We start from the raw sequence: 25,616 nt of genomic DNA, 5'->3' as shown, positions 1-25,616 counted from the left end.
CTACCGGGCGAAGACCAAGGTCGCGGGCGACGGGGTGGGCTGGAACGAGACGTCTTCGAAGCCGGCCTTGGTGAGCCAGGCGTGGTAGTCGGCGCGCCGCCAGGTCCCGCCCTGTTTGCTCTTGAGCAGCATTTCCGAGGCGAAGAGCAGCGGGAAGGGCGGGCCGCTCCGGTCGTCGTCGACGATGTAGTCGTTGATGACCAACGTGCCGCCGGGCCTGAGGGCGTCCCGGAGCTTGGTGAACATCGCGATGTTGTCCGCCGCGCCCTCCTGGTGGGCGATGTGGGAGTACACCGCGAAGTCGTAGGCGGCGGTGCCGAAGCCGGTGGTGTGGAAGTCACCGTCGATGCAGGTGAATCGATCGGCCACGCCTCGCTCGGCCACCAACCGGCGGGCGATCGCGTTGATCGGCCCCCAGTCGAGCTGGGTCGAGCGGGCGGCGGGGTTGAGCTCGAGCCAGATGGCCGAGTAGATGCCCGAGCCACCGCCCACGTCGAGGATCGAGATCTCCCCGGCCTCCGCCAGGCGCAGCAGGTCGGCGGCGATCGTCGCGACCGGAACCGACTGCGCGGCGATGGCCTGGACCACCTTCTCCCAGTGGGGGTTGTCGGCCACCTCCACCGTCGCGTCCGTCACCGGCCCCCCGGCGCGGACCACCTCGGGCAGGGCCGCCAGGTCGCCCATGTGGGCCAGCTTGAGTTTGGCGAAGTCGCTCAAGCAGGCGGGCTTGCCTTCGACCAGGAAGGCGGCGGCTTCGGCGGTGTTGCGGTAACGACCGTCGCGCAGTTCCACCAGGCCCAGGCTGACCAGCCCGTCGAGGAGGGTTTGCGCGCCCCGCTCGGAGATCCCGCCCCGGGCGGCCAGCCGGTCGGCGGTGTCCGCACCGGCTTCGAGGTGGGTGAACAGCGAATGGCTCGCCGCCGCGCCGAGGATGCCGGTGGCCCAGTAGCCGTTGACCAGTCGCATGATCCGATCCGGCGTCGGTGTGTTCTGCATGCTGTCCTTTCTAGGTCCGGTGTGGACTCGCATGGGTCCGGACCGAGCCGCGCAGGGTTTCCGCGACCCGTTCGATCTGGTTCATGCCGAGTTCGGCGTGCATGGGGATGGCGAGCGTGCGCTGGAAGAGGTCGGCCGAGACCGGGCACTGCTGCTTCGTCTCGTAGACCGGTTGCAGGTGGCACGCCCAGGTGCCGTGCCCGCAGCCGACGCCCCGCGCCCGGAGGTCGGCGGCGACCCCGGCGCGGTCGACGCTCGGATCCAGCGTCACCAGGTAGGACTGCCACGCGTGGGTGCGGTCGGTCGGCACGTGCGGAAGCGTGAGGAGTTCTTCGCCGGTGAGCAGTTCGCGGTAGCGCTCCGCGCACGCGCGCCGGCGGTCCAGCAGCGCGTCGATCCGGCCCAGCTGCACCCGCAGGATCGCGGCGGCGATGTCGGACAGCTTGTAGTTGTAGCCGATCTCGGTGAACTCCGGGATCGGCAGGCCGATGACCCGTGCCTGCTCGAAGATGCTTTCGATGCCGAAGGACGACCGCAGCCTCGCGTCCGCCGCGAGCGACGGATCGGTGGTGAGCAAGGCGCCGCCCTCACCGCTGGTGATCCCCTTGCGCCCGTGGAAGGACAAGCAGGCCACCGGCGCCAGCGCACCCGCCGGGCGCCCCTGGTAGGTGGCGCCCACCGCGCAGGCGGCGTCCTCGACGAGAAAGAGCCCGTAGCGGTCCGTGATCGACTTCAGGTCCGCGTAATCGGCGGGCAGACCGACCGTGTCCACCGCGATCACCCCCACCGTGCGCGGACCGATCAGGTCCGCGACCGCCTGCGGGTCCACGGTGCCGGTGTCGGCACGCACGTCGGCGAAGACGGGGACCGCGTCGACGTAGCGCACCGCGTGCGCGGGGGCCGGGAACGTGTAGTCGGCGACGATCACTTCGTCGCCCGGCCGGACGCCGAGCGCGAGCAGGGCCAAGTGCAGCGCGGCGCCGCAGTTGCTCACCGCGACCGCGCCGTCGACCCCGAAACGTTCGGCGAGTTCCCGCTCCAGCGCGGGCCCCCGCGGCCCCTGACCGGCCGGCCAGCCCGAGCGGAACACCTCCGCCACGGCCGCCAGCTCCTGCTCCCCCAAACTCGCGTGCACCAGGGGAATCGTGTCCATCGTGGTCACCTCCCCGCTACGCTTCACGTTCTGCTCCTTGATGGGAATTCATCCCGCTTGCCATCGGCTTGGCGCCCCCTTGGCGCGGGCTCGAGGCACGCGCTGCCGCCACCCTTCCAGCGGGGGCCGCCAAGCCAACGCCAACCCGCTGCACAGTCCCGGCCAAGTCCGGTGACCGATGCTCGGCGCCGGCACTCGACGGGACTCGAAGGGATCAGCGCATGACGCCTGAAGCCACGCTCGCGCGATTTCGCGAATACATGGTCGGACCCGCGCGATTCATGAACGTGCTGTCCTGTTTCGAACTCGGCATAATCGACACGCTCCGGGAAAACCCCGGCATGACCGCGATCCAGCTCGGTGCCGCCGTCGACGCCAAACCCGACGCCGTCGAACAACTCCTGCACCTGCCGGTCAAAGAGGGCCTCCTCGCCTACGACGAAACCTCCCGCGGCTACTCCCTCGACGCCCTCGCGGACGTCGCCGAGGCCGACCTCGAACGAGTGCTCACCTTCCTGGACCTGGTCAAGGTGCTCATGCTCAGGCAGTTGTTCTACCTCACCGACAGCGTCCGCACCGGCGAGGTCGTCGGCCTGAAAGAACTCTACGGCTTCGACGGGAACCTGTTCAGCGCCGTGGCCGAGCACCGGGACCTGCGGGAGTCCTGGGCGACGGGGATGGACCTCGGTACCGCCCGCGTCGATCCGTGGTTCTTCGACCACGTCGACATCCCACCCGGCTCCCGAGTGCTCGACCTCGCCGGCAACACCGGCCTCGGCGCCATCAACACCTACCAACTGAAGAAATCGCCGGGACTCAAGGTGACCACATTCGACCTGCCCGAAAAAGAAAAGGAATGCCTGGAGAACTTCCGGGCGCACGGCGTCGCCGAACACTGCTCCTTCATCGGCGGAGACGTCTTCGAGGAAGTCCCCCACGGCTTCGACATCGTGCTGATCAAGCACTTCCTGACCTTGTTCGACCAGGACGCGGCGACCAAGATCCTCAGCAACGTCAACAAGGCACTGGACGTCGGCGGGCAGGTCAACGTGCTGGTTCCGGTGTACCAGGACAACGTCCGGGACTTCGACTCCCGCTCGGTCGACTTCTACCCCGCGTTCTTCCTCGGCTGCGCCATGGGCCAGGGCGGGCCGCAGAAGCTCTCGACCTACCGGGGCTGGCTGGAAGAATGCGGTTTCGAGATGACGAAGGTAACCGTCGAGAACCCCGCCGGCATCCCGCCGGACGCACTCCCCCTGCAGGCCATCCTGTGCGCGACGAAAACCGCGTGATCAGCTGACCGCACGGCAGTCATAAAAGGGATTAGTTGAATGACACCTGAAGCCACGCTCGCGCGATTTCGCGAATACATGGTCGGACCCGCGCGATTCATGAACGTGCTGTCCTGTTTCGAACTCGGCATAATCGACACCCTCCGGGAAAGCCCCGGCATGACCGCGGCCAAGCTCGGTGCCGCCATCGGCGCCAAACCCGACGCCGTCGAACAACTCCTGCACCTGCCGGTCAAAGACGGCCTCCTCGCCTACGACGAAACCTCCGGCGGCTACTCCCTCGACGCCCTCGCGAGCGTCGCGAAGGCCGACCTGCGGCGAGCGCTCACCTACCTGAACATGATCAAGGTCGTCGCGCTCAGGCAGTTGTTCTACCTCACCGACAGCGTCCGGACCGGCGGGGTCGTCGGCCTGAAAGAACTCTACGGCTACGAGGGAACCCTGTACGGCGCCGTGGCCGAACACCAGGACCTGCGCGAGTCCTGGGCGACCTTGATGGACACCGTCACCGCCCGCATCGATCCGTGGTTCTTCGACCACGTCGACATCCCACCCGGCTCCCGAGTGCTCGACCTCGCCGGGAACACCGGCCTCGGCGCCATCAACACCTACCAACTGAAGAAATCGCCGGGACTCAAGGTGACCACCTTCGACCTGCCCGAAAAAGAAGAAGAATGCCTGGAGAACTTCCGCGAACACGGCGTCGCCGAACACTGCACGTTCATCGGCGGGGACGTCTTCGAAGGAGTTCCCCAAGGCTTCGACATCGTGCTGATCAAGCACTTCCTGGACATGTTCGACAAGAGTGACGTGGTCCGGATCCTCGAAGGCGTCAACCGGTCGCTGGAGGTCGGCGGGCAGGTCAACGTCATGGTTCCGGTGTACCCCGAGAACATCAAGGACACCGACAACTACAACGTCGACTTCTTCCCGGCCTTCTTCATCGGCTGCACCATGGGCCAGGGCGGGCCGCAGAAGCTCTCGACCTACCGGACCTGGCTGGAAGAATGCGGATTCCGGGTCACCAAGGCGATCACCAGGGATTCCGCCGAAATCCCCCCGGACGTCATCCCGATTCCGGCCGTCCTGTGCGCGACGAAGACCGCATGATCAGCCGAGCGGACGGGGAAGAAGAATGAAGTTCGGTGTGTTCTCCATGAACTCGGACGAGGGCCTCGATCCGCTCGAGCTCGCCCGCGAGGCCGAGGGGCTCGGTATCGAGTCGATCTTCGTACAGGACCACAGCCACGTGCCGGTGACCCGCCGAATCCCGTTCGGCGCCGGGAACGAGAAGACCGCCAACATCGCGGAACGCAAGGACCTGAGCAAGGGATTCGAGGAAGCCGGGGGCGATATGCCCCGCGACTTCTACCGCAACCGCGAGCAGTTCGTGACGCTGGCCGCGATGGCCGCCGTCACCTCGACCTTGCGGATCGGCACCGGGATCTGCGTTGTGGTGCAACGGGATCCCATCTGGCTGGCCAAGCAGGTCGCCACCCTCGACCAGTTGTCGCGGGGGCGGCTGCTGTTCGGGGTCGGGGTCGGCTCGCCGTGGAATCGCGAGGAGATAGGCCACCACGGCACCGATTACCGTACCCGGATGACGCTGATGGCCGAGCGGATGGAGGCCATGCAGCGGATCTGGACGAACGACCAAGCGGAATACCACGGAAAGTTCGTCCGGTTCGACCCCCTCTACTCCTGGCCGAAACCGCTGCAGAAGCCGAGGCCGCCGGTGTTCGTCGGCGGGGACGGCCCCACCGTGCTCGACCGGGTGCTGGCCTTCGGCGACGGGTGGATGCCCGGTCACCACGACGACATGGGCTTCTTCCGGGCCCGGATCGCCGAGTTGCAGGAGCGTGCCGCCGCGTCCGGCCGCGGGCACATGGAGATCACCGTCTTCCTCGCCCACCTCGATCGGCTCGACGACTACCTGGCGGCGGGCGCCGATCGCGTCGTGATCATGCTCCCGACCGGGGCGGAACGGAAGTTCCTCAAGGACGTCGCCAGCGCCATGTACCGCTTCTGACCGACCCTCACATCTCGCCGGGCTACTTCGTCAGAGGTGTGTAACCAGTCAGCGATGTGCGGAGGAGCCCAACCATGGACGCTCGTTTGAACCTGTTCGGCAACCGGGGCGCGGTCAAGGTCCTGAAGTACCTCACCTCGGCGCACAACGTGGTCGCGAACTCGACGCTGCCGGTCACGACGCAGGAACTGGTGCGGCTGCGCGCCAGTCAGATCAACGGCTGCGGCTTCTGCGTGGACATGCACACCAAGGAAGCCACGCACGCCGGGGAGACCGCGTTGCGGCTCAGCCTGGTCGCGGCCTGGCGGGAGGCCACGGTCTTCACCGATGCCGAGCGCGCGGCCCTGGAGCTGGTGGAGCAGGGCACCCGCATCGCCGACGCGGCCGGTGGTGTCACCGACGAGGCCTGGGCGAACGCCGCCAAGCACTACGACGAGGAACAGCTCGCCGCGCTGGTGTCCGCCATCGCCATCATCAACGCCTTCAACCGCGTGAACGTCATCGTCCAGAACCCCGCCGACGGCAGCTACCAGCCCGGCCAGGCACTCCTCTGACCACGTCACACCCCCACCCCGGCGAGGGCGACCTGCTGGGAGGAGCGGGCGAATTCGCCGCGTAGGTACACCGCCCAGGTGGTCACCGCGCACACCACGTAGAAGGCCAGGAACGAGTAGAAGGCGATGTCCCCGGAGCCGAAGCTCTGGAACGAGGCCCGGAACGCCAGGTTGATGAACAACCCGCCCAGCGCCCCGACCGCCCCGGCCACCCCGATCAGCGCACCGGACAGCCGCCGCGCCTTGAGCAGCTCGCCCGCCTGGTCCGCGCCCGCGTCGATCGCCAGCGCCGCCTTGGTCCGGAAGATCGCCGGGATCATCTTGTAGGTCGAGCCGTTACCGATCCCCGACAACACGAACAACACGATGAAACCCAGCGTGTACAGGCCCAGCGACTGCGCGTTGGAGGCCACGATGGTCAGCCCGGCACCGAGTGCCATCAGCACGAACACCGCCAGCGTCACCCGCGCCCCACCGACCCGGTCGGCCAGCTTGCCGCCCAGCGGGCGGGACAGGGAACCCAGCAGCGGGCCGAGGAAGGTCACCGCCGCCGCCTGCACCGGACTGCGGTGGAACTGGTTCTGCAGCACCAGCCCGAACGCGAAGCTGTAACCGATGAACGACCCGAACGTGCCGATGTAGAGAAACGACATCACCCACGCCTGCGGCTCCCTGACCACCTCCCGCATCGACCGCTTGTCGTTACGCACACTGGCGATGTTGTCCATCCACAACGCCGCACCCACCGTCGCCAGCACGATCAACGGCAGGTAGATCCACAACACCAGCCGCGGCGTCGCCGCACCCACGGTGCCCAGCACCAGCAGCGCGACCAGCTGGATCACCGCCACCCCCAGATTCCCGCCCCCCGCGTTCAGCCCCAGCGCCCAGCCCTTGCGGCGTTCCGGATAGAAGGTGTTGATGTTGGTCATCGACGAGGCGAAGTTCCCACCCCCGACCCCACCCACCGCCGCGACCAGCAGGAACACCCAGAACGGGGTACCCGGCCGCATCACGATCGCCGCCAGCACCGTCGGCACCAAAAGCATCCCGGCACTGAAGATCGTCCAGTTCCGGCCCCCGAACCTCGCCACCGCCAACGTGTACGGCAACCGCAGCACCGACCCACCAAAGTCGGCGTGGACACCAGCAGAAACTTGTCCGCGGGCGACAGCCCGTAGTCCTTGCCCATGAACAACACCATCACCGACCACAAGGTCCAGATCGAGAACCCCACATGCTCGGCGAAGATCGAGAAGACCAGATTCCGCCGGGCGATCTTCTTCCCGGTGCTCTCCCAGAACCCCTCATCCTCGGGATCCCAATGCTCGATCCACCGCTTCTTCCCTGGTTTCGCGGTGGTGATCACTCCGACTCCCTCCGAGGCTTTTCCCGGATGCTGTCACGGCGTACTAACGAACCGGTCAACGATCGTGCGGACGGCGGGTGGGTCGCCCTGGTCGCGGTGCTCCTATGCGGGGGAGGGCGGTCCGTAGCGGAGCGGGGTGATCTGGGTGATGCCGTAACGGTCGCGCAGCCGTTGCACGGCGCCGGAATCCACCGATCGACCGGCCGCGAAGATCTCCACGATCTCCTCGAAGTAAAGCTCGTGATCGGGCGCCGGGTAGCTCTGGAACAGCATGCGCGCGGGCTTGTCGGTGGGGTTGGTGAACGCGTGCGGGCATCCGGGCGGGACGAACATGCAGCTACCCACACCCGCCCGGATGACTCGTTCCCCGTCCGGAGATTCCCAGTCCTGCCACCCTTCCTCGGTCCGTTTGATCGGCTCGAACGCGAAGAGGTCCAGCTCGCCTTCCAAGACGTAGAAGAACTCCTTGGAATCCTCGTGGGTATGCGCCCCCACATCGAAACCGGGCGGAACCAGCACCTCGAAGCAGGAGGCGAAGCCCCCGTGCGCTCCGGTGACCTTGAAGGTGACTTCCTGCGCCTTGGTGACCAGCTTCCGCCCCTCGCCGGGCGGGATGACCAGGCCGTCCATACGATCGTCTCCTTTCGCCTGCGCGAAATCTCGTTCACGGAAGGGTCGCGACGCGGCCCTTCGGATTGAATTCCAGGTTCTTCGGTGCGTCGGCGATCCAGCTGCCCACCGCCATCTCGGCGGTGATACCGGGACCGAATCCCGCGATCACGCCGGTGGCTCCTGGCAGCGTCGCGTCTTCGTCGAACAGCGAGCGCAGCGCTTCGAGCACCACCGCGCTGGCGATATTGCCGTATTCGGTCAAGGTCGCCCGGCTGTGGCGGAACGCGTCATAATCGACGCCGAGGAACTTGCTCAGATCGTCCAAAATCCGCGGACCGCCGGCGTGAATGATGTAGAAGTCGAGGTTGCCGACATCCCAGCCGTGGTCCGCGGCGAGCTCCCGCAGCACCGGGGCGAGCGGTTCCATCGTCCCGGGCACCCGGCGATCCAGCTGGAAATGGAAACCGGTGGCGCGCACGGCGTAGGAAATCCATTCCTCGGTGTTCGGAATGAGATACGAGGCATTGCGCTCCAGCACCATGCCGGTGCCGCCGCTGCCCCGCACCACCGCCGCCGCGACGGCGTCCCCGAACAGCCCGTCGGACAGCAGCGAACCGACACCGTCGTCGCCGGGTTGGTAGCACAGCGAACACAGCTCGCACGAGACGATCAGCACATTGCCTTCGGGATAGGCCATGCAGAAATCGTGGGCACGATTGATCGCCGCGCCACCGGCCGCGCAGCCCAGCTGCGCGATGGGGATCTGCCGGGCATCGGACCGAAATCCCATGTTGTTGATCAGCCAGGCGGTCAGCGACGGCATCAGAAACCCGGTACACGACACGTAAATGATCGCGTCGATATCCCGAGCCGCCAGACGAGCGTTCGCCAGCGCTTGTTCGACCACCTCGGGGCACCGCTTCTTGGATTCGATCTCGTAGATGCGGTTGCGTTCCTCGAAGCCCGGGTGGCGGAGTGTCTCTTCGAGCGGCCGCACGATATGCCGCTTCCGCACTCCTGTGTTCCGGATCAATCGAAGAGCCAGCGGAAGCTGCGGCTTTCCGGCATGGAGCCTTCGCGCGGATTCCAGGGTCTCTTCCATGGTGACGACGTATTCCGGCACACTCACCGACGGCTTGCAGAGCGTTGGCATGGGTGGCGCACCCCCGGGGTCGCGTCGGATGTACGCCAAGAACCGTCGTTCATCCCACTTGCCATCGACTTGGTGTCGACCTGGCGATCACTCGGGGGCGCCGACCGCCGAAACAAGCCGCCGCCAAGCCGGCGCCAACCCGCCGAATAGCCGCGGGCGAGTCCGGTGACCGATGCTGACCGCACGCGACCGAGCCAGCGTACGGCGCGAATTCCATCGAATACCGGAAAAGGAGCTGGTGTGGATGAAGGGCTTCGCGGTCGGCAATTCGGCACGGAAGCGCGGTCTTTATCTCGGCATCCTGCCGGAAACCGCCGCGGACAAGAACCCTTCGACGTTGCTCACCCTCGACCACGATCTGGACGTCCTCCCCGAGGAGGGGCGGCGCCTGACGGTGGCCGAACTCGCCTGGCACGTGGACGACCTGGCGGGCCGGTTGTGGGCGGCCGGGGTCCGGCCCGGCGAACGCGTCGCGATCCACAAGGCCGCCAACTTCGACGTCTGGGTGCTCGCCACCGCGGCGGCGCGCATCGGAGCGGTGCCCGCGATGCTTTCGCCCGCCCTGGACGGCGCGACCGTCGGCGCCCTGCTCGGCCGGTTGGAACAACCGCACCTGCTCACCGACGCGCACAAACTCGACGCGCTGGCCGACGTGCCGCTGACGGACCTCACCAACCGGGTGATCATCGTGACCGGGTCCCTGCCGGGTGCGACGTCGCTCGCCGAGCTGGCCGGCTCCCCGCGGGTTCAACCGGTGTTCCAGGGGCTGGACGAGCCCGCGCTGATCACGCACACGTCCGGCACCACGGGGCTGCCCAAGCTCGTCGTGCACACGCCGCGCACCCAGCGCGCCCGGCTGCGGCCGCAGTTGTTCCTCCTGTCGTTGATGCGGAAGCAGGAGACCGTCGCGATCCACGTCCCCTTCGTGCACTCCCGCCTGTACGCGGCGATGGCGCTGTGCCTGTCCAGGGCGATGCCGGTGCTGCTCATGAACGGATCCGCCGCCGACCAGGTCGCGACGTTGTTCGCCAAGCAACGGCCGGGTTTCATCGAGGCGCTGCCCAACTCGTTCCTGGAATGGGAGGGGCTCACCGACGATCCGCGCAAGCCGTTCGCGTCGGTGAAGTACTTCAGCAGCACGTTCGACGCGATCCACCCGGGCACCATCAGCCGGTTGCTCGGCTCCTCCGAGCGGCGAGCGCCGCTGTTCTTCCAGATCTATGGGCAGAGCGAGGTCGGACCGGCCGTCGGCCGGCCCTACTTCCGCAAGTCCGCCCATCGGACGGACGGGCGCTGCGTCGGCTACCCGCTGCCGGGCAGCGCGCGGGTTCGCGTGGTCGGCCGGGACGGCAAGCGGCCGTCCAAGCGGAATCCCGGCTTCATCGAGGTCCGCTGGGACGGCCTGGCGAAGAGCTATTTCGGCGAGCAGGAGCGCTACGACGCCAACCTGAACGGCGGCTGGTGGCGGACCGGGGACGTCGGTTACCGCACCAGGCGGGGCTGCCTGCACCTGCTCGATCGGGAGGTGGACGTCATCCCCGGGGTGCACAGCAACCTTGAGATCGAGGATCTCGTCTTGGGCAGGCTGCGTGAGCTGAGCGAGCTCGTCGTGGTGCCGGGCCCGAAATCCGAGCCGGTCCCGGTGGTCTGCACCCACGAGGACCAGCCGCTGGACCGGGACCGCTGGCGCGCGGCCGTCACCGAGTTCCCCCACCTGGCCGATCCCGTCCAGATCCCGTTCGCCGAGCTACCTCGGACCGCCACGCTGAAGGTGCGGCGGACCGAGCTGTCCCGCCGGCTCCGCGAAACGACGACGGAGCCGGCGTAAACCGTGACCATCACGAACCGCGGCGCTACGGCGGCCAAGCCGGGCCCGGCGGCGGGCAAAGGCACAAGGCCTCCTCAGCCGCGACCGGCCGGTGCCGCGGACGAGTGGTGCAGACGTGCGGCGCGGCCCGGGGCCTGCCCGGCACCGGCATGGCCGGGGTCGGGCGCCGGTCCAGGGCCGGGTCCTGGTTCAGGATCTCGCGCTCGAGGTGTTGCAGCGCCGGCCTGGGGTCGATGCCCAGTTCCTCGGCCAGCCGCACCTTGATGGTCCGCAGCACCTCCAGCGCCTCGGCCTGCCGCCCGGCCCGGTACAACGCCAGGCTGAACAGCTCGCAGCCGTATTCGCGCAGCGGATGGGCCTGCACGAAGGCCGCCAGTTCGGCCACCGCGACCTCATGCGCGCGCACGGCCAGCAGTGCCGCGCAACGCCCCTCCACCACCGACAGCCGCAACTCCTCCAGCCGCGCCACCTCCGGCGCCACACAAGAAGCGTTGGCCATTTCCGTGTAGGCCTGCCCCCGCCACAACGCCAGCCCCGCCTCGAACTCGCTCAACGCCTGCCGCGGATCACCCCGCTCCCAGGCCTGCCACCCGGCGGTGGCCTGCTCGCCGAACCGGCGGACGTCGACGTCGACCACGCGGCCGTCCACCAGATAGCCCTGGGGACAAGTGCGCAACACCGTCGCCGGTGTGCGCGGCGCGCGATCCGGTTCCAGCACTCGCCGCAAATTGGCCACATACGTCTGCAGCGAGGTCATCGCCGATCGCGGCGGACACCCCGCCCACAACTCTTCCCGCATCAGATCCACCGCCACCGGCTGACCCACCTGGCTGACCAACAACGTGAGCAACGCACGCTGCTTGGGCGCTCCCAGCTCCACCAGCCGGCCATCGACCACCGCCTCCAGCGGACCCAATGCCCGAAACTCCACCATGACCTGCGAATCTCCCGGGGTATCCGGCGGTTGCGCTTCGGTCCATCGGATAGATCCCGACGGATTGCGACACGAGGTTGCAGCGACTTCCGCGTTAGTCATGTGGTCAGTTCCTCCGAAAACAGCAGGGAAGATGTAGCGACATGCCATAACGATGCCGAAGTTACTTGACTACAGAACGTCTCCGGCTGGACAGGAACGCGCGCAGCACGATGATGTCGGTGATTCGGCCATGCGCAAACCCCCAGGTTCTACGACAACCGCGCGCACTCATTCGGCAAGGCCTTGGCGTTGCGTGTGGACAATCTCATTTAGACACTCCGGTAGTATGAGCCCGGAGTAGGCCAATCGCTACCGACACTGTGGAACCAACCAGAATTTCCATAGCATGTCCCCCAAGCCTCTCGATAATGCTACTCTCCGTTTGTCGACTCTTAATTTCGATCTTTGTCGAGAGGACGCGCACTCGGCGAGTGATCAATTTTCCGCGCTCGACAGCGGCCCGTGAAAAAATGACCTCTCGCACTGGCGCCCATTCGGCGTAGGAAACGAGCGCCCATCCAGCGGAACGGCCCGGTCAACAGCTTTCGATCCGGAAACCGTTCGCGGAGACCAGGCGCACCGGTTCGACGTCCCCGGCTTCCGCCGCGTGGCGCCGGAAAGATTCACCGGCTTCGTACGCGCGAATCCGGCGCAGGTACGTGCGGCTGGACACGGCCAGGTCGACCTCGCCCACGCGCAGCCGCCAAGACCACAGCCCGCGGTCGTCGCGGCCCGGCAGCACCGTCGCGCCGGTCAGGCCGGACCGAAGCTCGCGCAGGGACACCAGGCAGGCCACCTCATTCGGATGACACTTCACCGGTTGCGCGAGAGTTCGATTATTTGCCGACAGGAAGCGCCACACGACACAACTGTCCCACTGCCCTCGCGCCGGGAACACCGTGAACATCTGAAAGCGAGCGTCGGCCATGACCTCTCTCTGTTTCACCAGCCCCCGACAGTGCCGCGCAAGGGTCCGGCAGTCCGGTGTCCAGGGGGCGAACATCGGCAGTCCGTCCGGCGCCACGCCGATGCACGACGGATGAAGGCGCCACGCCGTATGCTCCGCGCATTAACGACCCGAATGGCGACTTTTACCCCATGCGACGCCCATTCATCATTGTTCGATGAAAAGGAAAAGCAAACCTGTCGGCCAGAAGTTGCCGGTGTTGGAGATTTACCCGTGGCAAAAGCGGCCCGGCACGATCAAACTGATCACGGCGTCCCCGGAAAATCACCGCAGCCCGATCGTAATCAGGATTCCCGGGAACGTCCGGAACGGTACCCGGCTGCGCGCGTCCGGCACCGCGGACTTGCGCGTTCGGCTGCTCTACGGGAGAACTGTCCTGCACGCGCTCGTCGCCGCGCTGGTCCTCCTGGGCCTGTTCACCAATGCGGCCGCGATCGCACTGGTGGTCGGTGTCCTGTGGATTCTGCTGCGGTACTGCCGGGGTTATGTCGGAGTGGCGAACGGGACGAGGGCGAACGCGTGGCGCGGCAGGCGTGCGCCGCGGTCCACGGGGTTCCGGTACTACCTGCGCTTCTTCGGCGTTCTCTACCTCATCCCCATCGGGCTCGCCACCGCGTTCCACGTGTTACTGGCATCGGTGCTGACCATATTCGGCGGAATGCTGACCATCGGGCAACTGGCCGGCCTCCAGCAATGGCTGGAAGGGATCTCGAAATTCTTCGCGGACAACCTGAAGCTGACCGAACTGCGGATGCTCGGCCTGCTCGTCCTGGTCTACGTGCTGAGTTGCGTCCTGACCGCCTGGCCGGGCAAGGCCCGCGCCGGGGCCGCCCGGGGGCTCAACCGCCTGGCCGACCTGTACGGCAAGTACAGCGGCCCGATCGCGGCCGGGCTGGCGACGCTGGCGGCGTTCACGCTGCTCGGCACGCACGCGGGTGTGCCGAGCGGCGACCTGCTCCTCCGGATCAAGACCAAGGAGGACGACTACGCCAAGATCGCACACCAGGTGGAGGCCAGACTCGCCCAGGAGGTCGCTACCAGCCTGTACCGGGACATCGCCGGCAAGATGCCGCCGGAGTACCGGGACGCCTTGCCCTTGCTTCCCCGGATCAGCGCGACCGCGGCCGCGGTGCACGCGGAAGCCGAGCAAGCACGAACATTCGGAGTCCGTGACGACGCGGTCGACCAAGCGGTGCGCGACGAGTCCGCACGGAAGCAGAAGGTGGACGCCCTGCCGGGCGAGCAGAAGGTCGTCAGCCCGGACCGGAAGGCGCCACCGCCGGAAATCACCCCGAACCGGATCGACGACGCCGCGCGCACGACGTCGGGAAGCCCCGCACCAGGGATCGAGATCGCGACGGAGGGGCCGAAGAAGATCGTGCTCCAAGTGGAGAAACTGGCCACCGAACTCCTGCTCAAGTTCACCAAACCGATCACCGAGGCCATTCCGCTCCTGGAACCGATGATGCAGAGCTTCGTCGAATCGGTGGACAAGTCACTCCAGGACCGGCTGGAAAAGGCATATCACCGGGTGCTGGACTTCCTGACCCGCGACTCCGCGACCAACGTGGACGACCTGGTGTCCGGGGAAGCCCGGGCCGTGGTCGCCGAAACCGACGTCTCCCGCCCCGTTGCCGACGCGAGCCCGCGAGCGACGGAACTCGCCTCCGAATGGCGCGGCAAAGCGGCCGTGCTGGACGAAGGCGCGGCACGCCTGGCCCGGCAGACCGGCGCCAAGGTCGAGGACCTCATCAACGCGCTGGGCGGCCCGAACCCGCGAGAAGCCGCCCGGCAGTTGCAGAACCTCGACAAATCCCTCAGCCAGGCACACGTCCAGCAACTCGTGCGCACCATGACCGCCGGTATACCGGTGACCAGTCACAACGCGGCCATCGTCGTCGGCAATCTCGACTCGCCACACGTCACCTCCGACATCCGCGGCCAGGCCCGGCGCATCTGCGGTTGTCGTTGAAAACGACCGCCGCGCCGGGTGTTCAGCCCTGGTGGCGGGACAGCGCGGGGGCCCAGAAGTCGGGCAGGACGAAAGGCACGACCTCCTCGTCGAGCAGGCCGAAACCCCGGTACACGGCGTCGTGCGGCGCCCGCTGACCGCGGGCGGGATGGTCGGCGGGAATTCCGGCCGAGTAGTCCTCGGTGACGAACTCGCGCCATGCCTCGGTCGCGCATTGCCGGTGCAGGATCTTCCACTCCCCGTCCCGCTTCTCGAACACGTCCAGGTAGCGGCCCTCGATCTGCTGGTCGAGGTAGCGGCCGTCGTTCAGCGACACGTGGTGCAGCACGTACCACTGCGATTCCACGAACGCCCGCGTCCCGTCGAGGGTGATGAGCGGGTTGGTGATCGAGTGCTGGGAGTTGTCGGCCCGCGCCAGCACCTCGACCACGTGCTCGGCGAACTCGTGGGCGTTGCCGTTGAAGAACCAGTGGCAGTCGGTCGCGTCCGGGTGGTAGCAGGACTTGAACAACTCGAGGTCGCACCGGTCGGCGGCGCGCGCGTAGCGGAACAGCACCTCGGTGATGGCGGCCCGGTCCTCGCATTCGGCCAGCCTGCCCTCCAGCTGGGCGACCCGGGCGGCCAAGGCTTCGAGGGTGTGGTCGTCGGCGGAAGTGGCCACGCTGTCCTCCTTGACATGGGTGAACCGCCAATCTACTGCGGCACCGCGGTCATCGAGCGCCGCGACCGCACACGACAAGCCGGGGCAGACTGGCAGGATGGCGCACCGGCCCCGTGGAAACCCACCGGTATCAGGAGGATCCGTGCTGAGTGTCCCCTCGACCGACGACCAGCCGGACGGCGAGGACAGCCGCTCCGCCGGGCGGAGTCCGGTGACGACGTCCGCGTCGATCGTGGACTGCGCCGCCTACCGCGACGGCACGCGCCTACCGGGCCGGTGGACTCCCGCCGACGCCCTGGCCGAGGTCCGCCGCCACGGCACGGGATTCGTGTGGGCCGGGTTGTTCGAGCCCGACGCCGAGCACCTCCGGGACATCGCGGAGATCTTCGGCCTGCACGAACTCGGTGTCGAGGACGCGGTCCGCGCCTACCAGCGCCCCAAGCTCGAGCGGTACGACGGCACCCTGTTCACCGTGTTCAAAACCGTGCGCCACGTCGAGCACGACTCGCCGACCACCGCGCACGAGATCGTGGAAACCGGCGAGATCATGGCCTTCCTCGGCGCCGATTTCATCGTCACCGTCCGGCGACGCGAACATTCCCGCCTGCGCCGCCTGCGCGACCGGCTCGAAGCCGCACCCGAACGGCTCGCGCTCGGCCCGGCCGTCGTGCTGCACGCCATCGCCGACCACGTGGTCGACGCCTACCACGAGGTCACCAGCGCGTTCGAACGGGACATCGACGAGGTCGAAGCGCTCGTGTTCGCCCCGCGCAGCCTCATCAGCGCCGAACAGATGTACCTGATCAAACGCGAAATCGTGGAACTCCGCCGATCCGTGACCCCGCTGGCCACCCCGCTGCGCGTCCTGGGCGACACCGAAACGCCGCTGATCCCGCAGCAGGTGCGGTCCTACTTCCACGACGTGGACAACAACCTCGAATCCTTGACCGAGCGCATCGCCGGCTTCGACGAACTGCTCACCAGCCTGCTCGACGCCACCCTCGCCAAGGTCACGCTCCAGCAGAACAACGACATGCGCAAGATCACCGCCTGGGCCGCGATCGTCGCCGTGCCCACCATGGGCGCCGGGATCTACGGGATGAACTTCGACCACATGCCCGAATTGCGCTGGACCTACGGCTACCCCATCGTGATGACCGTGATCCTGCTGGTCTGCCTGCTGCTGCACCGGATGCTCAAACGCAACGGCTGGCTCTGAACGGACGGCGCATGAAACTGCTCACCAAACCCCTGTTCTGGGCCGCGCTCCTCCTGCTGGCCTGGCTTGTCCTGATCACCGTGCAGATCGCACTCGGCATGGGCGCCGCCCCGCGCTGACGCATCTGCCGAACCCCGTTCGCCCCGAGACCGCCGGGAGGCATTCGCCGATGGGCACGATCATGGTTCGCCGCCGCGGTCACGGCTCTGGTCGTGGCCGTTCCCGTTTCACCCGCCCGTGCGCAGCCCGCGCCGCCGCGGGTCGTGGCGGAAACCCGGGTCGACGCCCGCACGCTGGATCTGCGGATCGACTCGCCGGCCCTGGGCGCGGTGGCCGGTGTGCGCGTGCTGCTGCCGCCCGGCTGGTCCCGGCACGCGCAACGCACCTGGCCGGTGCTGTACCTGCTGCACGGAGGCGGCGGCAACTACCGGAGCTGGGCCACCGAATCCGATGTCGCCTGGGAGACCTTCCACCTGACCGAAGTGCGCGAGCTCCTGGAACGCGACTACCGGGCCGGTTCCGCCCGCGCGATCGGCGGAATCTCGATGGGCGGGCAAGGCGCCATGGCCTACGCGGCCCGGCACCCCGGCATGTTCCGGGCGGCCGCGAGCTACAGCGGCGGGCTGCACACCCTGCGGGATCCGCTGGGATTGCGCCTGGCGATGCTGGTCAACTGCTTCGGGACGGACTACCGCAGGATCTGGGGTGATCCGGAGATCCCCGAGCAACGCGTGCTCTGGCAACGGCACAACGCCTACGACCTCGCGGACCGGCTGCGCGGCGTGCGGCTGTTCGTCAGCTCCGGCGACGGCACGCCCGGACCGTTCGGATCACCACTCGACCTCATCGGCATCCGGGCGGAACAGGAGGTCCACCGCATGACGACCGTGTTCGTGGAACGGCTGCGCCGGTCGCACATCCCGGTCACCACATACTTCGGCGAAGGCACGCATTCCTGGCCCTACTGGCAACGGCAGTTCCACGCCTCCCTGCCCACGCTGCTCGCCGCGATCGGCGGCTGAGCCGCCACCGGTCGTGGGTGGTACGGCCGGTTCTATCAATAACCGGTCCGTCCACTCACGACTCCACCGGTTCCGGGTGGTACCTCATCCGTTGGCGGCGAGCCGGAATTCGAGCAGGCAGCGCTGGTCGGTCAGGGTGGTCACCGCATCGAGGACCAGTCCCTGCGCGGCGGCGAGCGTGCGGAACTCGTCGATCCGGCGCTCGCGTCCGCCGTAGAACGCGAGCATGACCAGGTCCATCTCGGTTTCGGCGCGCATTCCGCCGACCGGCTCGAGGACGAGAACACGGCCGGACGGGTGGACGGCCTCGACGCAGCGGGCCAGGATGCGGTGGGCGTGCTCGTCGTCCCAGTCGTGGAGGATGTCGCTCAGCAGATAGGCGTCCGCCCCCGCCGGGAGCGGGTCGAAGAAGCTGCCCGCGGTCACTTCGGTCCGGTCGTCCAGATCGTGCGCGCGGAAGGTGCGGGCGGCCTCGGCGGCCGTGGGTTCGAGATCGACGAGATGGCCGCGCATCCGGGGGTGGGCCGCCAGGATCGCGGCGAGCAGGGCGCCCCGGCCGCCGCCGACGTCGACCAGGGTGGCGAACCGGGACCAGTCGAAACCGGCGACGATCCCCGGGATCTGCTCGCGGAACCGCTGGATCATCTGCCGGTCGAACGACTCGCGGAGGTGGGAATGCTCGGCGAGGTCGGCCCAGAAGTCCTGGCCGTAGCGGCGGGCGTAGGACGCTTGGCCGGTGGCGATGCTGTGGCCGAGTTCGACCAGGGCCAGTTCGGCGCGACCGGCGGCGGAATCCAGGTGCAGGAGGTTGGCCAGGCCGTTCCCGGCGTCGGCGCGGAGGTTCGCCCCGAACTCGGTGGTCCGGTAGCCGGTGGAGGTCCGTTCGACGACGCCGAGGGTCGTCAGGTGGCCCAGCAGCAGATCGAGCCCGACCGGGGAATGGTCGAGTTCGACCGCGAGTTCCTCGGCGGCGGCGCCGTCGCCGAGGAGCCGGTCCGGCAGGCCCAGGGTCACCGCGACCCGCAGCGCCATCGGCGTCGCCAGCCCGGACAGGCGACGGAGCACGTCCACATCGTTTTCTTGTCCCACGAAGACGCACTTTCCCATGCCTGTCAACCGAAATTCGGTCGCCGAGCCAGGGCCGCGAAGTTGTGCGCCGCGGGATTGAGGTTGTCGTGCCGGTGTGCGGCCGCGAGGTGCGCGACGCGTGCCTGCGGGCTCAGCGGCCGGTAGGCGACATCGGCACGGTGCAACTGGCTCACCGAGGACGGCACGATCGAGACCCCGAGACCGGCGGCGACCAGGGCCGCGAGGGTGTGCATCTGCACCGCTTCCTGCGTGATGGCAGGTTCGACACCGTGGCTCCGGCAGTGGTTGAGGATCTGGTCGTACAGTCCCGGGCCGAGGGCGCGCGGGAAGAGCACGAACGGCTCGCCCGCGAGCCGTTCCACCGCCACCGCGCGCTCCCGTGCCAGTGGATGCCGGACGGGCAGTGCGGCCAGCAACCGTTCCGTGCCGAGCGGTACACAGTGGACGGTTTCGGCGCCGGGCAGCGGCGGGCGCACCAGCCCGACGTCCAGGTTGCCCGCGTGCAGGGCCCGGAGTTGTTCGGCGGTGGTCATCTCGTGCAAGGTCAGCGCGACGTCCGGGTGGTGCTCCCGGAAACTCCGCAGCAGTTTCGGCAGCAGGGTCAGCGTCGCCGTGCCCACGAAGCCCAGGGCGAGTTCGCCGGTGTCCCCGCGCCCGGCGCGCTGGGCCGTTCGCCTGGCCGCGTCCGCGGCGTCGAGCGCGCGTTGCGCCGCGGGCCGCAACGCTTCCCCCGCCGCGGTGAGCCGCACCCGCCGGCTGCTGCGGTCGAACAGTTTCACGCCCAGTTCGTCTTCCAGGGCACGGATCTGCTGGCTCAGCGGTGGCTGCTGAATCCCGAGCGCCCGCGCGGCACGGCCGAAATGCAGTTCTTCCGAGACGGCCAGGAAGTAACGCAGGTGCCTCAGTTCCACCAGGCCGAGCATATCGCCCGCATATCGCTGAGCGCGATTCTTGATATGGAACGTCTCGATGCCGCCGTCCGGCCGCATCATGGCCGGGTCAGCACGAGAATGCCGAGGAGATTCCCATGCCCGCACTGCCGAAGACCCTGTGCGTTCTCGCGGCGGCGGTCGTGGCCGCGACCGGAGTCGCGCCCGGTGCCGCGGATGGCACCGATCCGCGCCGGGTGCTTCGCACCGAGTTCCACGTCACCAGTGATCCGGGGGTGCGCATCGGCGTCCGCGAGGTTCGCGCCGCCACCGGTCCGGCGCGCCCGGTGCTGTTGCTGCACGGCGCCCGCGTGCCCGGCGCGGCGAGTTTCGACCTCCCGGTGCCGGGTGGCTCCCTGGCCGAGGACCTGGCCCGCGCCGGTCACCGGGTCTACGTGATGGACGCGCGCGGCTACGGGAATTCCACCCGCCCGCCCGCGCTGTCCCAGCCGCCGGAGGCGGGCCCGCCCGCCGTCCGCTCCGACGCGGTGGTCCGCGACGTGGCCGCGGTCGTCGACCAGATCCTCCAGCGGAACGGCGCCGCCGGCGGCAAGGTGGCGCTGCTCGGCTGGGCGACCGGCGGGCACTGGCTCGGCCAGTACGCCGCCGCCCATCCCGACCGGGTCGGCCACCTCGTCCTGTACAACACCCTCTACGGGCCGATCGACGGTCACCCGAGCCTGGGCAGAGGCAGCGACTACGAAGACCCGGCGCGGCCGGGACAGTTCAACACCGCCCGGTTCGGCGCCTACCGGCTCAACACCGGCGCCAGCCTGCTGCCCTCCTGGGACAACAGCATCCCGACCCCGGACAAGGCGCGCTGGCGCGATCCGGCCGTGCTGGACGCCTACACCCGCGGCGCGCTGGCCTCCGACCCCACCAGCCGGACACGCACGCCGCCGAGCTTCCGCGCACCCACCGGCGCCCTCGAGGACAGCTTCTACCTAGCCACCGGACGCCAGCTCTGGGATGCCAGCCTGATCACCGCGGCCACCCTGGTCCTGCGCAGCGAACGCGACTTCTGGAGCCGCCGCCAAGATCCGGAACTGCTCCGCCGCCATCTCGTCCACGCCCGCACCGTCCGCACCGCCGAACTCGCCGGCGCCACCCACTACGCCCATCTGGACCGCACCGAGCACGGACGCGGTCAACTCCTGCGCGAGGTCACCACGTTCCTCGGCACCGCCGTGCCCTGACCCGCCGGGTCAGGCGGGGTTCGCCCGGAAGGGGGCGAGCGCGGGGCCGGTGCCGGTGAACCTGGTGGCCTGCTCCTCGAGCGCGGTGGAGAACCGGGCCAGGAGTTCGACCAGGGTCTCCTTCTCCCGGGCGGTGTAGGCGTCGTCGATGGCCCGTTCGATCTCGACCGCCGCGGTGTCGGCTTTGGCGAGCACCTTGCGGCCGGCGGCGGTGAGTTCGATCTGCTGGGAGTTGAGGTGGTACGGGTCGGGCTGCTTGACGACGAGCCCCTTGGCCTCGAGGTTGGCCATGATGGTGGCCATCGTCTGCGGGGTGACCAGGGCGAACCGGGCCAGCGCCGAGGTGGAGGCGCCGGAGTGCTGGGAGAGTATCGCCAGCGCGGTGTACTGCGGCACGGTCAGGCCGCTCGGCTTGAGGGCCACCTGCTTGACGGCCATCAGCTCCTGCTCCACCCGCTTGACGTGGTACCCCAGTCGTTCTTCAGCACGCATGGTCACACATGAATTTTACTGATCGACAGTACTCTCTTGTATTACAGTACTCTGTAAACCTTGCCAGTCCTTCTCCAGCCGATCGGGGATCCCATGACACGCAAGCGCAAGGCAGAACCATCCACGGGGCCCGGCAGCAGTCGCCGCGAGTTCCTGTCCAGGAGCCTGGCCGCGGGCGCCGGGGCCGCCGTGCTGGGCGCGGGCGGCGCCGGGCGGGCGGACGCGACGCCCGATCCGCCCGCCGCGCCGCCGGAATCGGTCCGGCTCACGTTGCGGGTCAACGGCAGGCCGCGCACCTTCGACGCCGACACCCGGACCAGCCTGCTCGACGCGTTGCGCGAGAACCTCGGGCTGACCGGCACGAAGAAGGGCTGCGACCAGGGCGCCTGCGGGGCGTGCACGGTGCTGGTGGACGGCCGCCGGACGTTGTCCTGCCTGACCGTGGCGGGGATGTACACCGGACGGGAGATCACCACCATCGAGGGGCTCGCCGCCGGGGACCGGCTGCATCCGGTGCAGCAGGCGTTCGCCGAGCACGATGGTTTCCAGTGCGGTTTCTGCACTTCCGGCCAGATCATGTCGGCGGTCGGCCTGCTGTCGGAGAACCCGCGGGTGCCCGACGCGGAGATCCCCGAGCTGATGAGCGGGAACCTGTGCCGCTGCGCGGCTTACCCGAACATCGTCGCGGCGATCGCGGACGCCAGGGGGCGATGAGTGTGCGCCCCTTCCACCTGACCCGGCCGCGCAGCGTCGCCGAGGCCGTCGGGGTGCTCGCCCGCGACCCCGGCGCCGCCGCGATCGCGGGCGGCACCGATCTGATCACCCTCGCCCGGGACGGGATCGCGGCCCCGTCCCGCCTGGTCGATCTCGGCGGGCTCGGCCTGGACCGGATCGAGTGGCGGCCGGACGGCACGGTCCGGATCGGCGCGCTGTGCCGCAACGCGGTCGACGACGCCCGGCTGCGGGCGGAGTTCCCGGTGATCACCGAGGCGCTGCGGTCCGGCGCCTCGCCGCAGATCCGGAACATGGCGACCTTCGGCGGCAACCTGCTGCAACGGGTGCGGTGCCCGTACTTCCGGCAGCCGGAGTTCGCGTGCAACCGGCGTGCCCCGGGCAGCGGGTGCGCCGCGGCCGACGGGGACGGCTCACGGCAGGCGATCTTCGGCGCCTCCCCCGCCTGCATCGCCGTGCACCCCTCGGATCTCGCGGTCGCCCTGCGGGCGATGGACGCGGTGGTGCTGGTGGCCGGGCCGTCCGGCTCGCGGCGGATCCCGCTGGACGAGCTGCACCTGCTGCCGGGGGACACCCCGCACCGGGAGACATCGCTGGGCCGGGCCGAGGTGATCACCGCGATCGAAATCCCACCGCGTCCCTTCGGCCGCCGCTCGCACTACCTGAAGTTCCGCGACCGCGCCTCCTTCGCCTTCGCGCTCGTCTCGGCCGCCGTCGCGGTCGAACTCCAGGGCGGGGTGGTGCGCTCGGCGCGGATCGCGCTGGGCGGCGTCGCGGCGAAACCGTGGCGCGGCCCGGCCGCCGAGGCCGCGCTCACCGGCCGCCGGTTCGCCGCCGCCGCCATCGCCGCGGCGGCGGACGCCGCGGTCGCGGGTGCGGCACCGCGACCGGACAACGCCTACAAGGTCGAACTGGTGCGCCGGGTGGTCCGGCGTGCCCTGTCCGAACTGGAGCAACGATGACCACCGCGGCGGAACGCGACTGGACCGATCCGATCGGGGCGCCGCTTCCGCGGGTCGAGGCGCGGGACAAGGTGACCGGCCGCGCGATCTACACCGCGGATGTCCGGTCGCCGGGTGCGGCGGTCGCGGTGCTGGTCACCAGCACGATCTCGGCCGGGCGGGTCCGCGCGATCGACAGCTCCCGCGCGCTGGGGGTGCGCGGGGTCCTGACCGTGCTGGACCACACCAACCGTCCACAGTGGAAAGGACGGCCCGGCGTCACGATGTACCAGGCGGAGAACCGGCTACCGCTGGAGGACGACCGGATCCACTACGGCAACCAGTGCCTCGCCCTGGTCGTCGCCGAGACCGCGGAAGTGGCCCAGCACGCGGCCGGGCTGGTCCGCGTCGACTACGAACCGCACCGCCCGGTGCCCGATCTCGACGCCGGGCGGCCCGCCGCCTACCGGCCGAGCGGGCCCTACGTGGACCGGTTCCCGGTGGAGCACCGGCGCGGTGACGCGGAAGGGGTGTTCCCCGCCGCGCCGGTGCGGGTGGACGCCGAGTACCGGACCGCCAACCTCGCGCACGCGCCGATGGAACCCTCGTCCACCCTGGCCTCCTGGGACGGCGACCGGCTCACCCTGTACGACTCCAGCCAGGCCGTCCAGCTGCACGCCCGCGCGGTGGCCGCCGCCTTCGGCCTCCCGCCCGGCAACGTCCGGCTGATCTGCAACTACCTCGGCGGCGCGTTCGGCAACAAGTCGTTCCTCTGGGCGCACACCCTGCTCGCCGCGCTGGCGGCGCGGGTGGTGCGGCGGCCGGTCCGGCTGACCCTGACCCGCAAGCAGGTGTTCACCGGGACCGGGCACATGGCCGCCACCATCCAGCGGGTGCGGCTCGGCGCCGACCGCGACGGCAGGCTGACCGCGGCCCTGCACCACAGCGTCAACTCGACCTCGCACCTGGACGACCGGCCGGAACCGGTCATCCAGAACACCCCCGCGCTGTATTCGGTGTCCCATGTGGACGCCCGGGTGACCGTGGCGAAGGTGCACATCGGCACCTCCACCTCGATGCGCACCCCCGGCGACTCCGCCGGGCACTTCGCCGTCGAATGCGCGATGGACGAACTGGCCTGCGCCACCGGAGTCGATCCGGTCGAGCTCCGGCGCCGCAACCACGCCGACGTCCATCCGCACACCGGGAAACCGTGGGGCGGCAAGCGGTTGCTGCGCTGCTACGAACTGGGCGCCCGGGAATTCGGCTGGGACCGCCGGGATCCCCGGCCCGGCTCGATGCGCGACGGCGCCGATCTGATCGGCTACGGGATGGCGACCGGGATGCGGGGCGAACACTCCGCCCCGGCCGCGGCCCGGGTGGAGATCCACGCCGACGGCACGGCCGCGCTGTCCACCTCGACCCAGGAGATCGGCGGCGGCACCCTCACCACGATGATCCAGATCGCCGCCTCCGGCCTCGGCATCGCGCCCGAGCGGGTGCGGATCAGCGCGGGCGACACCGCCCTGCCCGCCGGTGCGCCCACCTTCGGCTCGCTGACCTCGGGCAACACCGGTAGCGCGGTCCACCTGGCGGCGGAGCGGGCCCGCCGCGCCGCGATCCGGCTGGCGGTCAACGACCCCCGCTCGCCGCTGCACGGGATGCCCGAGGACGCGGTGACCGCCGAACACGGCAGGCTGTTCGCCCGCGACCACCCGGGCCGCGGCGAGACCTACCAGGATCTGTTGCGGCGCAACGGGATCGGCAGCCTCCGCGAGGAGGGCGCCTACCAGCCGGATCCGAACAGCCAGTACGCCCTGGCCACCTTCGCCGCGCATTTCGTCGAAGTCCGCATCGACGCCGAACTCCCGCGAGTGCGCGTCACCCGGCATGTCGGCGTGTTCGACTGCGGGCGCGTGCTCAACCACCGCACCGCACGCACCCAGGCCCAGGGCGGCATCATCTTCGCCATCGGCGGCGCCCTGACCGAACGGCTCACCCCGGACCCGGTGTCCGGCAGGCTCCTCGATCCCGCGCTGACCGACTACCACCTGCCGGTGCACGCCGACATCGGCGACATCCGCGTCCTGTTCACCGACGAGCCCGAACCGAACGCCCACCCCAACGGCGCGAAGGGACTCGGCGAGATCGTGGCCGTGGGGGTCGCCCCCGCGATCGCGAACGCCGTCCACCACGCCACCGGGAAGCGGATCCGGGAGCTTCCGGTCACGCCGGAGAAGCTCCTGTGAGGGAACCGAGTGCCGGGTCGTGAGTGTTCGGGCCGGTTAGAGCGGGCTCTCGTTTGGTCGCGTACTGGTGACCTGGCGTTTCCGCTCGACGAGCCCGCGCTTAGCCGACAAAGTGCGAAACCGCGCTGGGTGGTGGTGCTCGGAGGTACCCAATGCGGCGTTCGGTACCTTCAACGCCCCGAAAG

Annotated in this window: 22 protein-coding genes and 1 pseudogene; 12 read left to right on the top strand and 11 right to left on the bottom strand. The window is 68.9% G+C overall.

Annotated elements, in window-relative coordinates; translation table 11 throughout:
- On the bottom strand, positions 1 to 996 hold the full coding sequence (locus FXO23_RS34740; RefSeq protein WP_218952236.1) for a methyltransferase: 996 nt from the start codon (positions 994 to 996) through the stop codon (positions 1 to 3).
- 10 nt (positions 997 to 1,006) lie between these two features.
- On the bottom strand, positions 1,007 to 2,149 hold the full coding sequence (locus FXO23_RS34735; protein WP_158890270.1) for a DegT/DnrJ/EryC1/StrS family aminotransferase: 1,143 nt from the start codon (positions 2,147 to 2,149) through the stop codon (positions 1,007 to 1,009).
- A 221-nt stretch (positions 2,150 to 2,370) separates the two neighbouring features.
- On the opposite strand from FXO23_RS34735, the gene FXO23_RS34730 reads away from it, so the two are divergent.
- The 4 genes from FXO23_RS34730 (at position 2,371) to FXO23_RS34715 (ending at position 6,024) form a co-directional block, all read left to right on the top strand.
- Positions 2,371 to 3,441: an acetylserotonin O-methyltransferase gene (locus FXO23_RS34730; protein WP_246258206.1), complete on the top strand. Its 1,071-nt coding sequence runs from the start codon at positions 2,371 to 2,373 to the stop codon at positions 3,439 to 3,441.
- A 39-nt stretch (positions 3,442 to 3,480) separates the two neighbouring features.
- Entirely contained in the window at positions 3,481 to 4,551 is a 1,071-nt protein-coding gene (locus FXO23_RS34725; protein ID WP_246258205.1) for a methyltransferase, read from the top strand.
- Between the two features lie 25 nt (positions 4,552 to 4,576).
- Positions 4,577 to 5,470: an LLM class F420-dependent oxidoreductase gene (locus tag FXO23_RS34720; RefSeq protein WP_158890162.1), complete on the top strand. Its 894-nt coding sequence runs from the start codon at positions 4,577 to 4,579 to the stop codon at positions 5,468 to 5,470.
- A gap of 74 nt (positions 5,471 to 5,544) precedes the next feature.
- Positions 5,545 to 6,024: a carboxymuconolactone decarboxylase family protein gene (locus FXO23_RS34715; RefSeq protein WP_158890160.1), complete on the top strand. Its 480-nt coding sequence runs from the start codon at positions 5,545 to 5,547 to the stop codon at positions 6,022 to 6,024.
- Between the two features lie 5 nt (positions 6,025 to 6,029).
- Here FXO23_RS34715 and FXO23_RS34710 read toward each other — a convergent pair.
- The 3 genes and pseudogenes from FXO23_RS34710 to FXO23_RS34700 all read right to left on the bottom strand — a co-directional run bounded on the left by FXO23_RS34710 (position 6,030) and on the right by FXO23_RS34700 (position 9,158).
- Positions 6,030 to 7,393, bottom strand: a pseudogene (locus tag FXO23_RS34710) (nitrate/nitrite transporter).
- A 102-nt stretch (positions 7,394 to 7,495) separates the two neighbouring features.
- Positions 7,496 to 8,023 (bottom strand): cupin domain-containing protein, encoded by a 528-nt coding sequence (locus FXO23_RS34705; protein WP_158890158.1) that lies wholly within the window; start codon positions 8,021 to 8,023, stop codon positions 7,496 to 7,498.
- A 34-nt stretch (positions 8,024 to 8,057) separates the two neighbouring features.
- On the bottom strand, positions 8,058 to 9,158 hold the full coding sequence (locus FXO23_RS34700; RefSeq protein WP_179956968.1) for a type III polyketide synthase: 1,101 nt from the start codon (positions 9,156 to 9,158) through the stop codon (positions 8,058 to 8,060).
- Positions 9,159 to 9,402: 244 nt separating this feature from the next.
- Here FXO23_RS34700 and FXO23_RS34695 point away from each other — a divergent pair, with 244 nt between their 5' ends.
- The gene (locus FXO23_RS34695) at positions 9,403 to 10,986 is read left to right on the top strand and encodes a class I adenylate-forming enzyme family protein (protein ID WP_158890156.1); all 1,584 of its coding nucleotides are present in this window, start codon (positions 9,403 to 9,405) and stop codon (positions 10,984 to 10,986) included.
- 25 nt (positions 10,987 to 11,011) lie between these two features.
- Here the strand turns inward: FXO23_RS34695 and FXO23_RS34690 are convergent, their stop codons facing one another.
- The gene (locus FXO23_RS34690) at positions 11,012 to 11,920 is read right to left on the bottom strand and encodes an AfsR/SARP family transcriptional regulator (protein WP_218952235.1); all 909 of its coding nucleotides are present in this window, start codon (positions 11,918 to 11,920) and stop codon (positions 11,012 to 11,014) included.
- A 577-nt stretch (positions 11,921 to 12,497) separates the two neighbouring features.
- Positions 12,498 to 12,890 (bottom strand): hypothetical protein, encoded by a 393-nt coding sequence (locus FXO23_RS51145; protein WP_218952234.1) that lies wholly within the window; start codon positions 12,888 to 12,890, stop codon positions 12,498 to 12,500.
- 235 nt (positions 12,891 to 13,125) lie between these two features.
- On the opposite strand from FXO23_RS51145, the gene FXO23_RS34680 reads away from it, so the two are divergent.
- Entirely contained in the window at positions 13,126 to 14,901 is a 1,776-nt protein-coding gene (locus FXO23_RS34680; protein WP_158890150.1) for a hypothetical protein, read from the top strand.
- A 22-nt stretch (positions 14,902 to 14,923) separates the two neighbouring features.
- Here the strand turns inward: FXO23_RS34680 and FXO23_RS34675 are convergent, their stop codons facing one another.
- Entirely contained in the window at positions 14,924 to 15,562 is a 639-nt protein-coding gene (locus FXO23_RS34675; RefSeq protein ID WP_158890148.1) for a nuclear transport factor 2 family protein, read from the bottom strand.
- Between the two features lie 142 nt (positions 15,563 to 15,704).
- Between FXO23_RS34675 and FXO23_RS34670 the strand changes: the two genes are divergently transcribed.
- Entirely contained in the window at positions 15,705 to 16,781 is a 1,077-nt protein-coding gene (locus FXO23_RS34670; protein ID WP_425484937.1) for a magnesium and cobalt transport protein CorA, read from the top strand.
- A 212-nt stretch (positions 16,782 to 16,993) separates the two neighbouring features.
- A complete protein-coding gene (locus tag FXO23_RS34665) occupies positions 16,994 to 17,803 on the top strand; it encodes an alpha/beta hydrolase (RefSeq protein ID WP_246258204.1) in 810 nt (269 codons plus the stop codon).
- 84 nt (positions 17,804 to 17,887) lie between these two features.
- Here FXO23_RS34665 and FXO23_RS34660 read toward each other — a convergent pair whose 3' ends face one another.
- Together FXO23_RS34660 and FXO23_RS34655 are read right to left on the bottom strand one after the other, a co-directional pair.
- Positions 17,888 to 18,892 (bottom strand): methyltransferase, encoded by a 1,005-nt coding sequence (locus FXO23_RS34660; RefSeq protein WP_425484936.1) that lies wholly within the window; start codon positions 18,890 to 18,892, stop codon positions 17,888 to 17,890.
- Between the two features lie 23 nt (positions 18,893 to 18,915).
- Positions 18,916 to 19,803, bottom strand: a complete 888-nt coding sequence (locus FXO23_RS34655; RefSeq protein WP_158890142.1) for a LysR family transcriptional regulator — start codon at positions 19,801 to 19,803, stop codon at positions 18,916 to 18,918.
- 116 nt (positions 19,804 to 19,919) lie between these two features.
- On the opposite strand from FXO23_RS34655, the gene FXO23_RS34650 reads away from it, so the two are divergent.
- Positions 19,920 to 21,017, top strand: coding sequence for an alpha/beta fold hydrolase (locus FXO23_RS34650; RefSeq protein WP_158890140.1), 1,098 nt, complete (start codon positions 19,920 to 19,922; stop codon positions 21,015 to 21,017).
- 9 nt (positions 21,018 to 21,026) lie between these two features.
- On the opposite strand, the gene FXO23_RS34645 is transcribed toward FXO23_RS34650, so the two are convergent.
- Positions 21,027 to 21,509: a MarR family winged helix-turn-helix transcriptional regulator gene (locus FXO23_RS34645; protein ID WP_158890260.1), complete on the bottom strand. Its 483-nt coding sequence runs from the start codon at positions 21,507 to 21,509 to the stop codon at positions 21,027 to 21,029.
- A gap of 270 nt (positions 21,510 to 21,779) precedes the next feature.
- On the opposite strand from FXO23_RS34645, the gene FXO23_RS34640 reads away from it, so the two are divergent.
- From FXO23_RS34640 to FXO23_RS34630, 3 genes are read left to right on the top strand one after another with little or no spacing between them, the layout of a single operon-like run.
- Positions 21,780 to 22,223, top strand: a complete 444-nt coding sequence (locus tag FXO23_RS34640; protein ID WP_218952238.1) for a (2Fe-2S)-binding protein — start codon at positions 21,780 to 21,782, stop codon at positions 22,221 to 22,223.
- Positions 22,220 to 23,203: an FAD binding domain-containing protein gene (locus tag FXO23_RS34635; RefSeq protein ID WP_158890137.1), complete on the top strand. Its 984-nt coding sequence runs from the start codon at positions 22,220 to 22,222 to the stop codon at positions 23,201 to 23,203. The genes FXO23_RS34640 and FXO23_RS34635 overlap by 4 nt, the downstream gene beginning before the upstream one ends.
- On the top strand, positions 23,200 to 25,431 hold the full coding sequence (locus FXO23_RS34630) for a xanthine dehydrogenase family protein molybdopterin-binding subunit (protein WP_158890135.1): 2,232 nt from the start codon (positions 23,200 to 23,202) through the stop codon (positions 25,429 to 25,431). The genes FXO23_RS34635 and FXO23_RS34630 overlap by 4 nt, the downstream gene beginning before the upstream one ends.
- Positions 25,432 to 25,616: the final 185 nt, after the last annotated feature.

The sequence above is a fragment of the Amycolatopsis anabasis genome, assembly GCF_009765355.1.
GTDB classification, from domain to species: Bacteria; Actinomycetota; Actinomycetes; order Mycobacteriales; family Pseudonocardiaceae; genus Amycolatopsis; species Amycolatopsis anabasis.
Note: the sequence above shows the minus strand (reverse complement) of the source record. Positions and strands in the feature narration are given on the sequence as shown.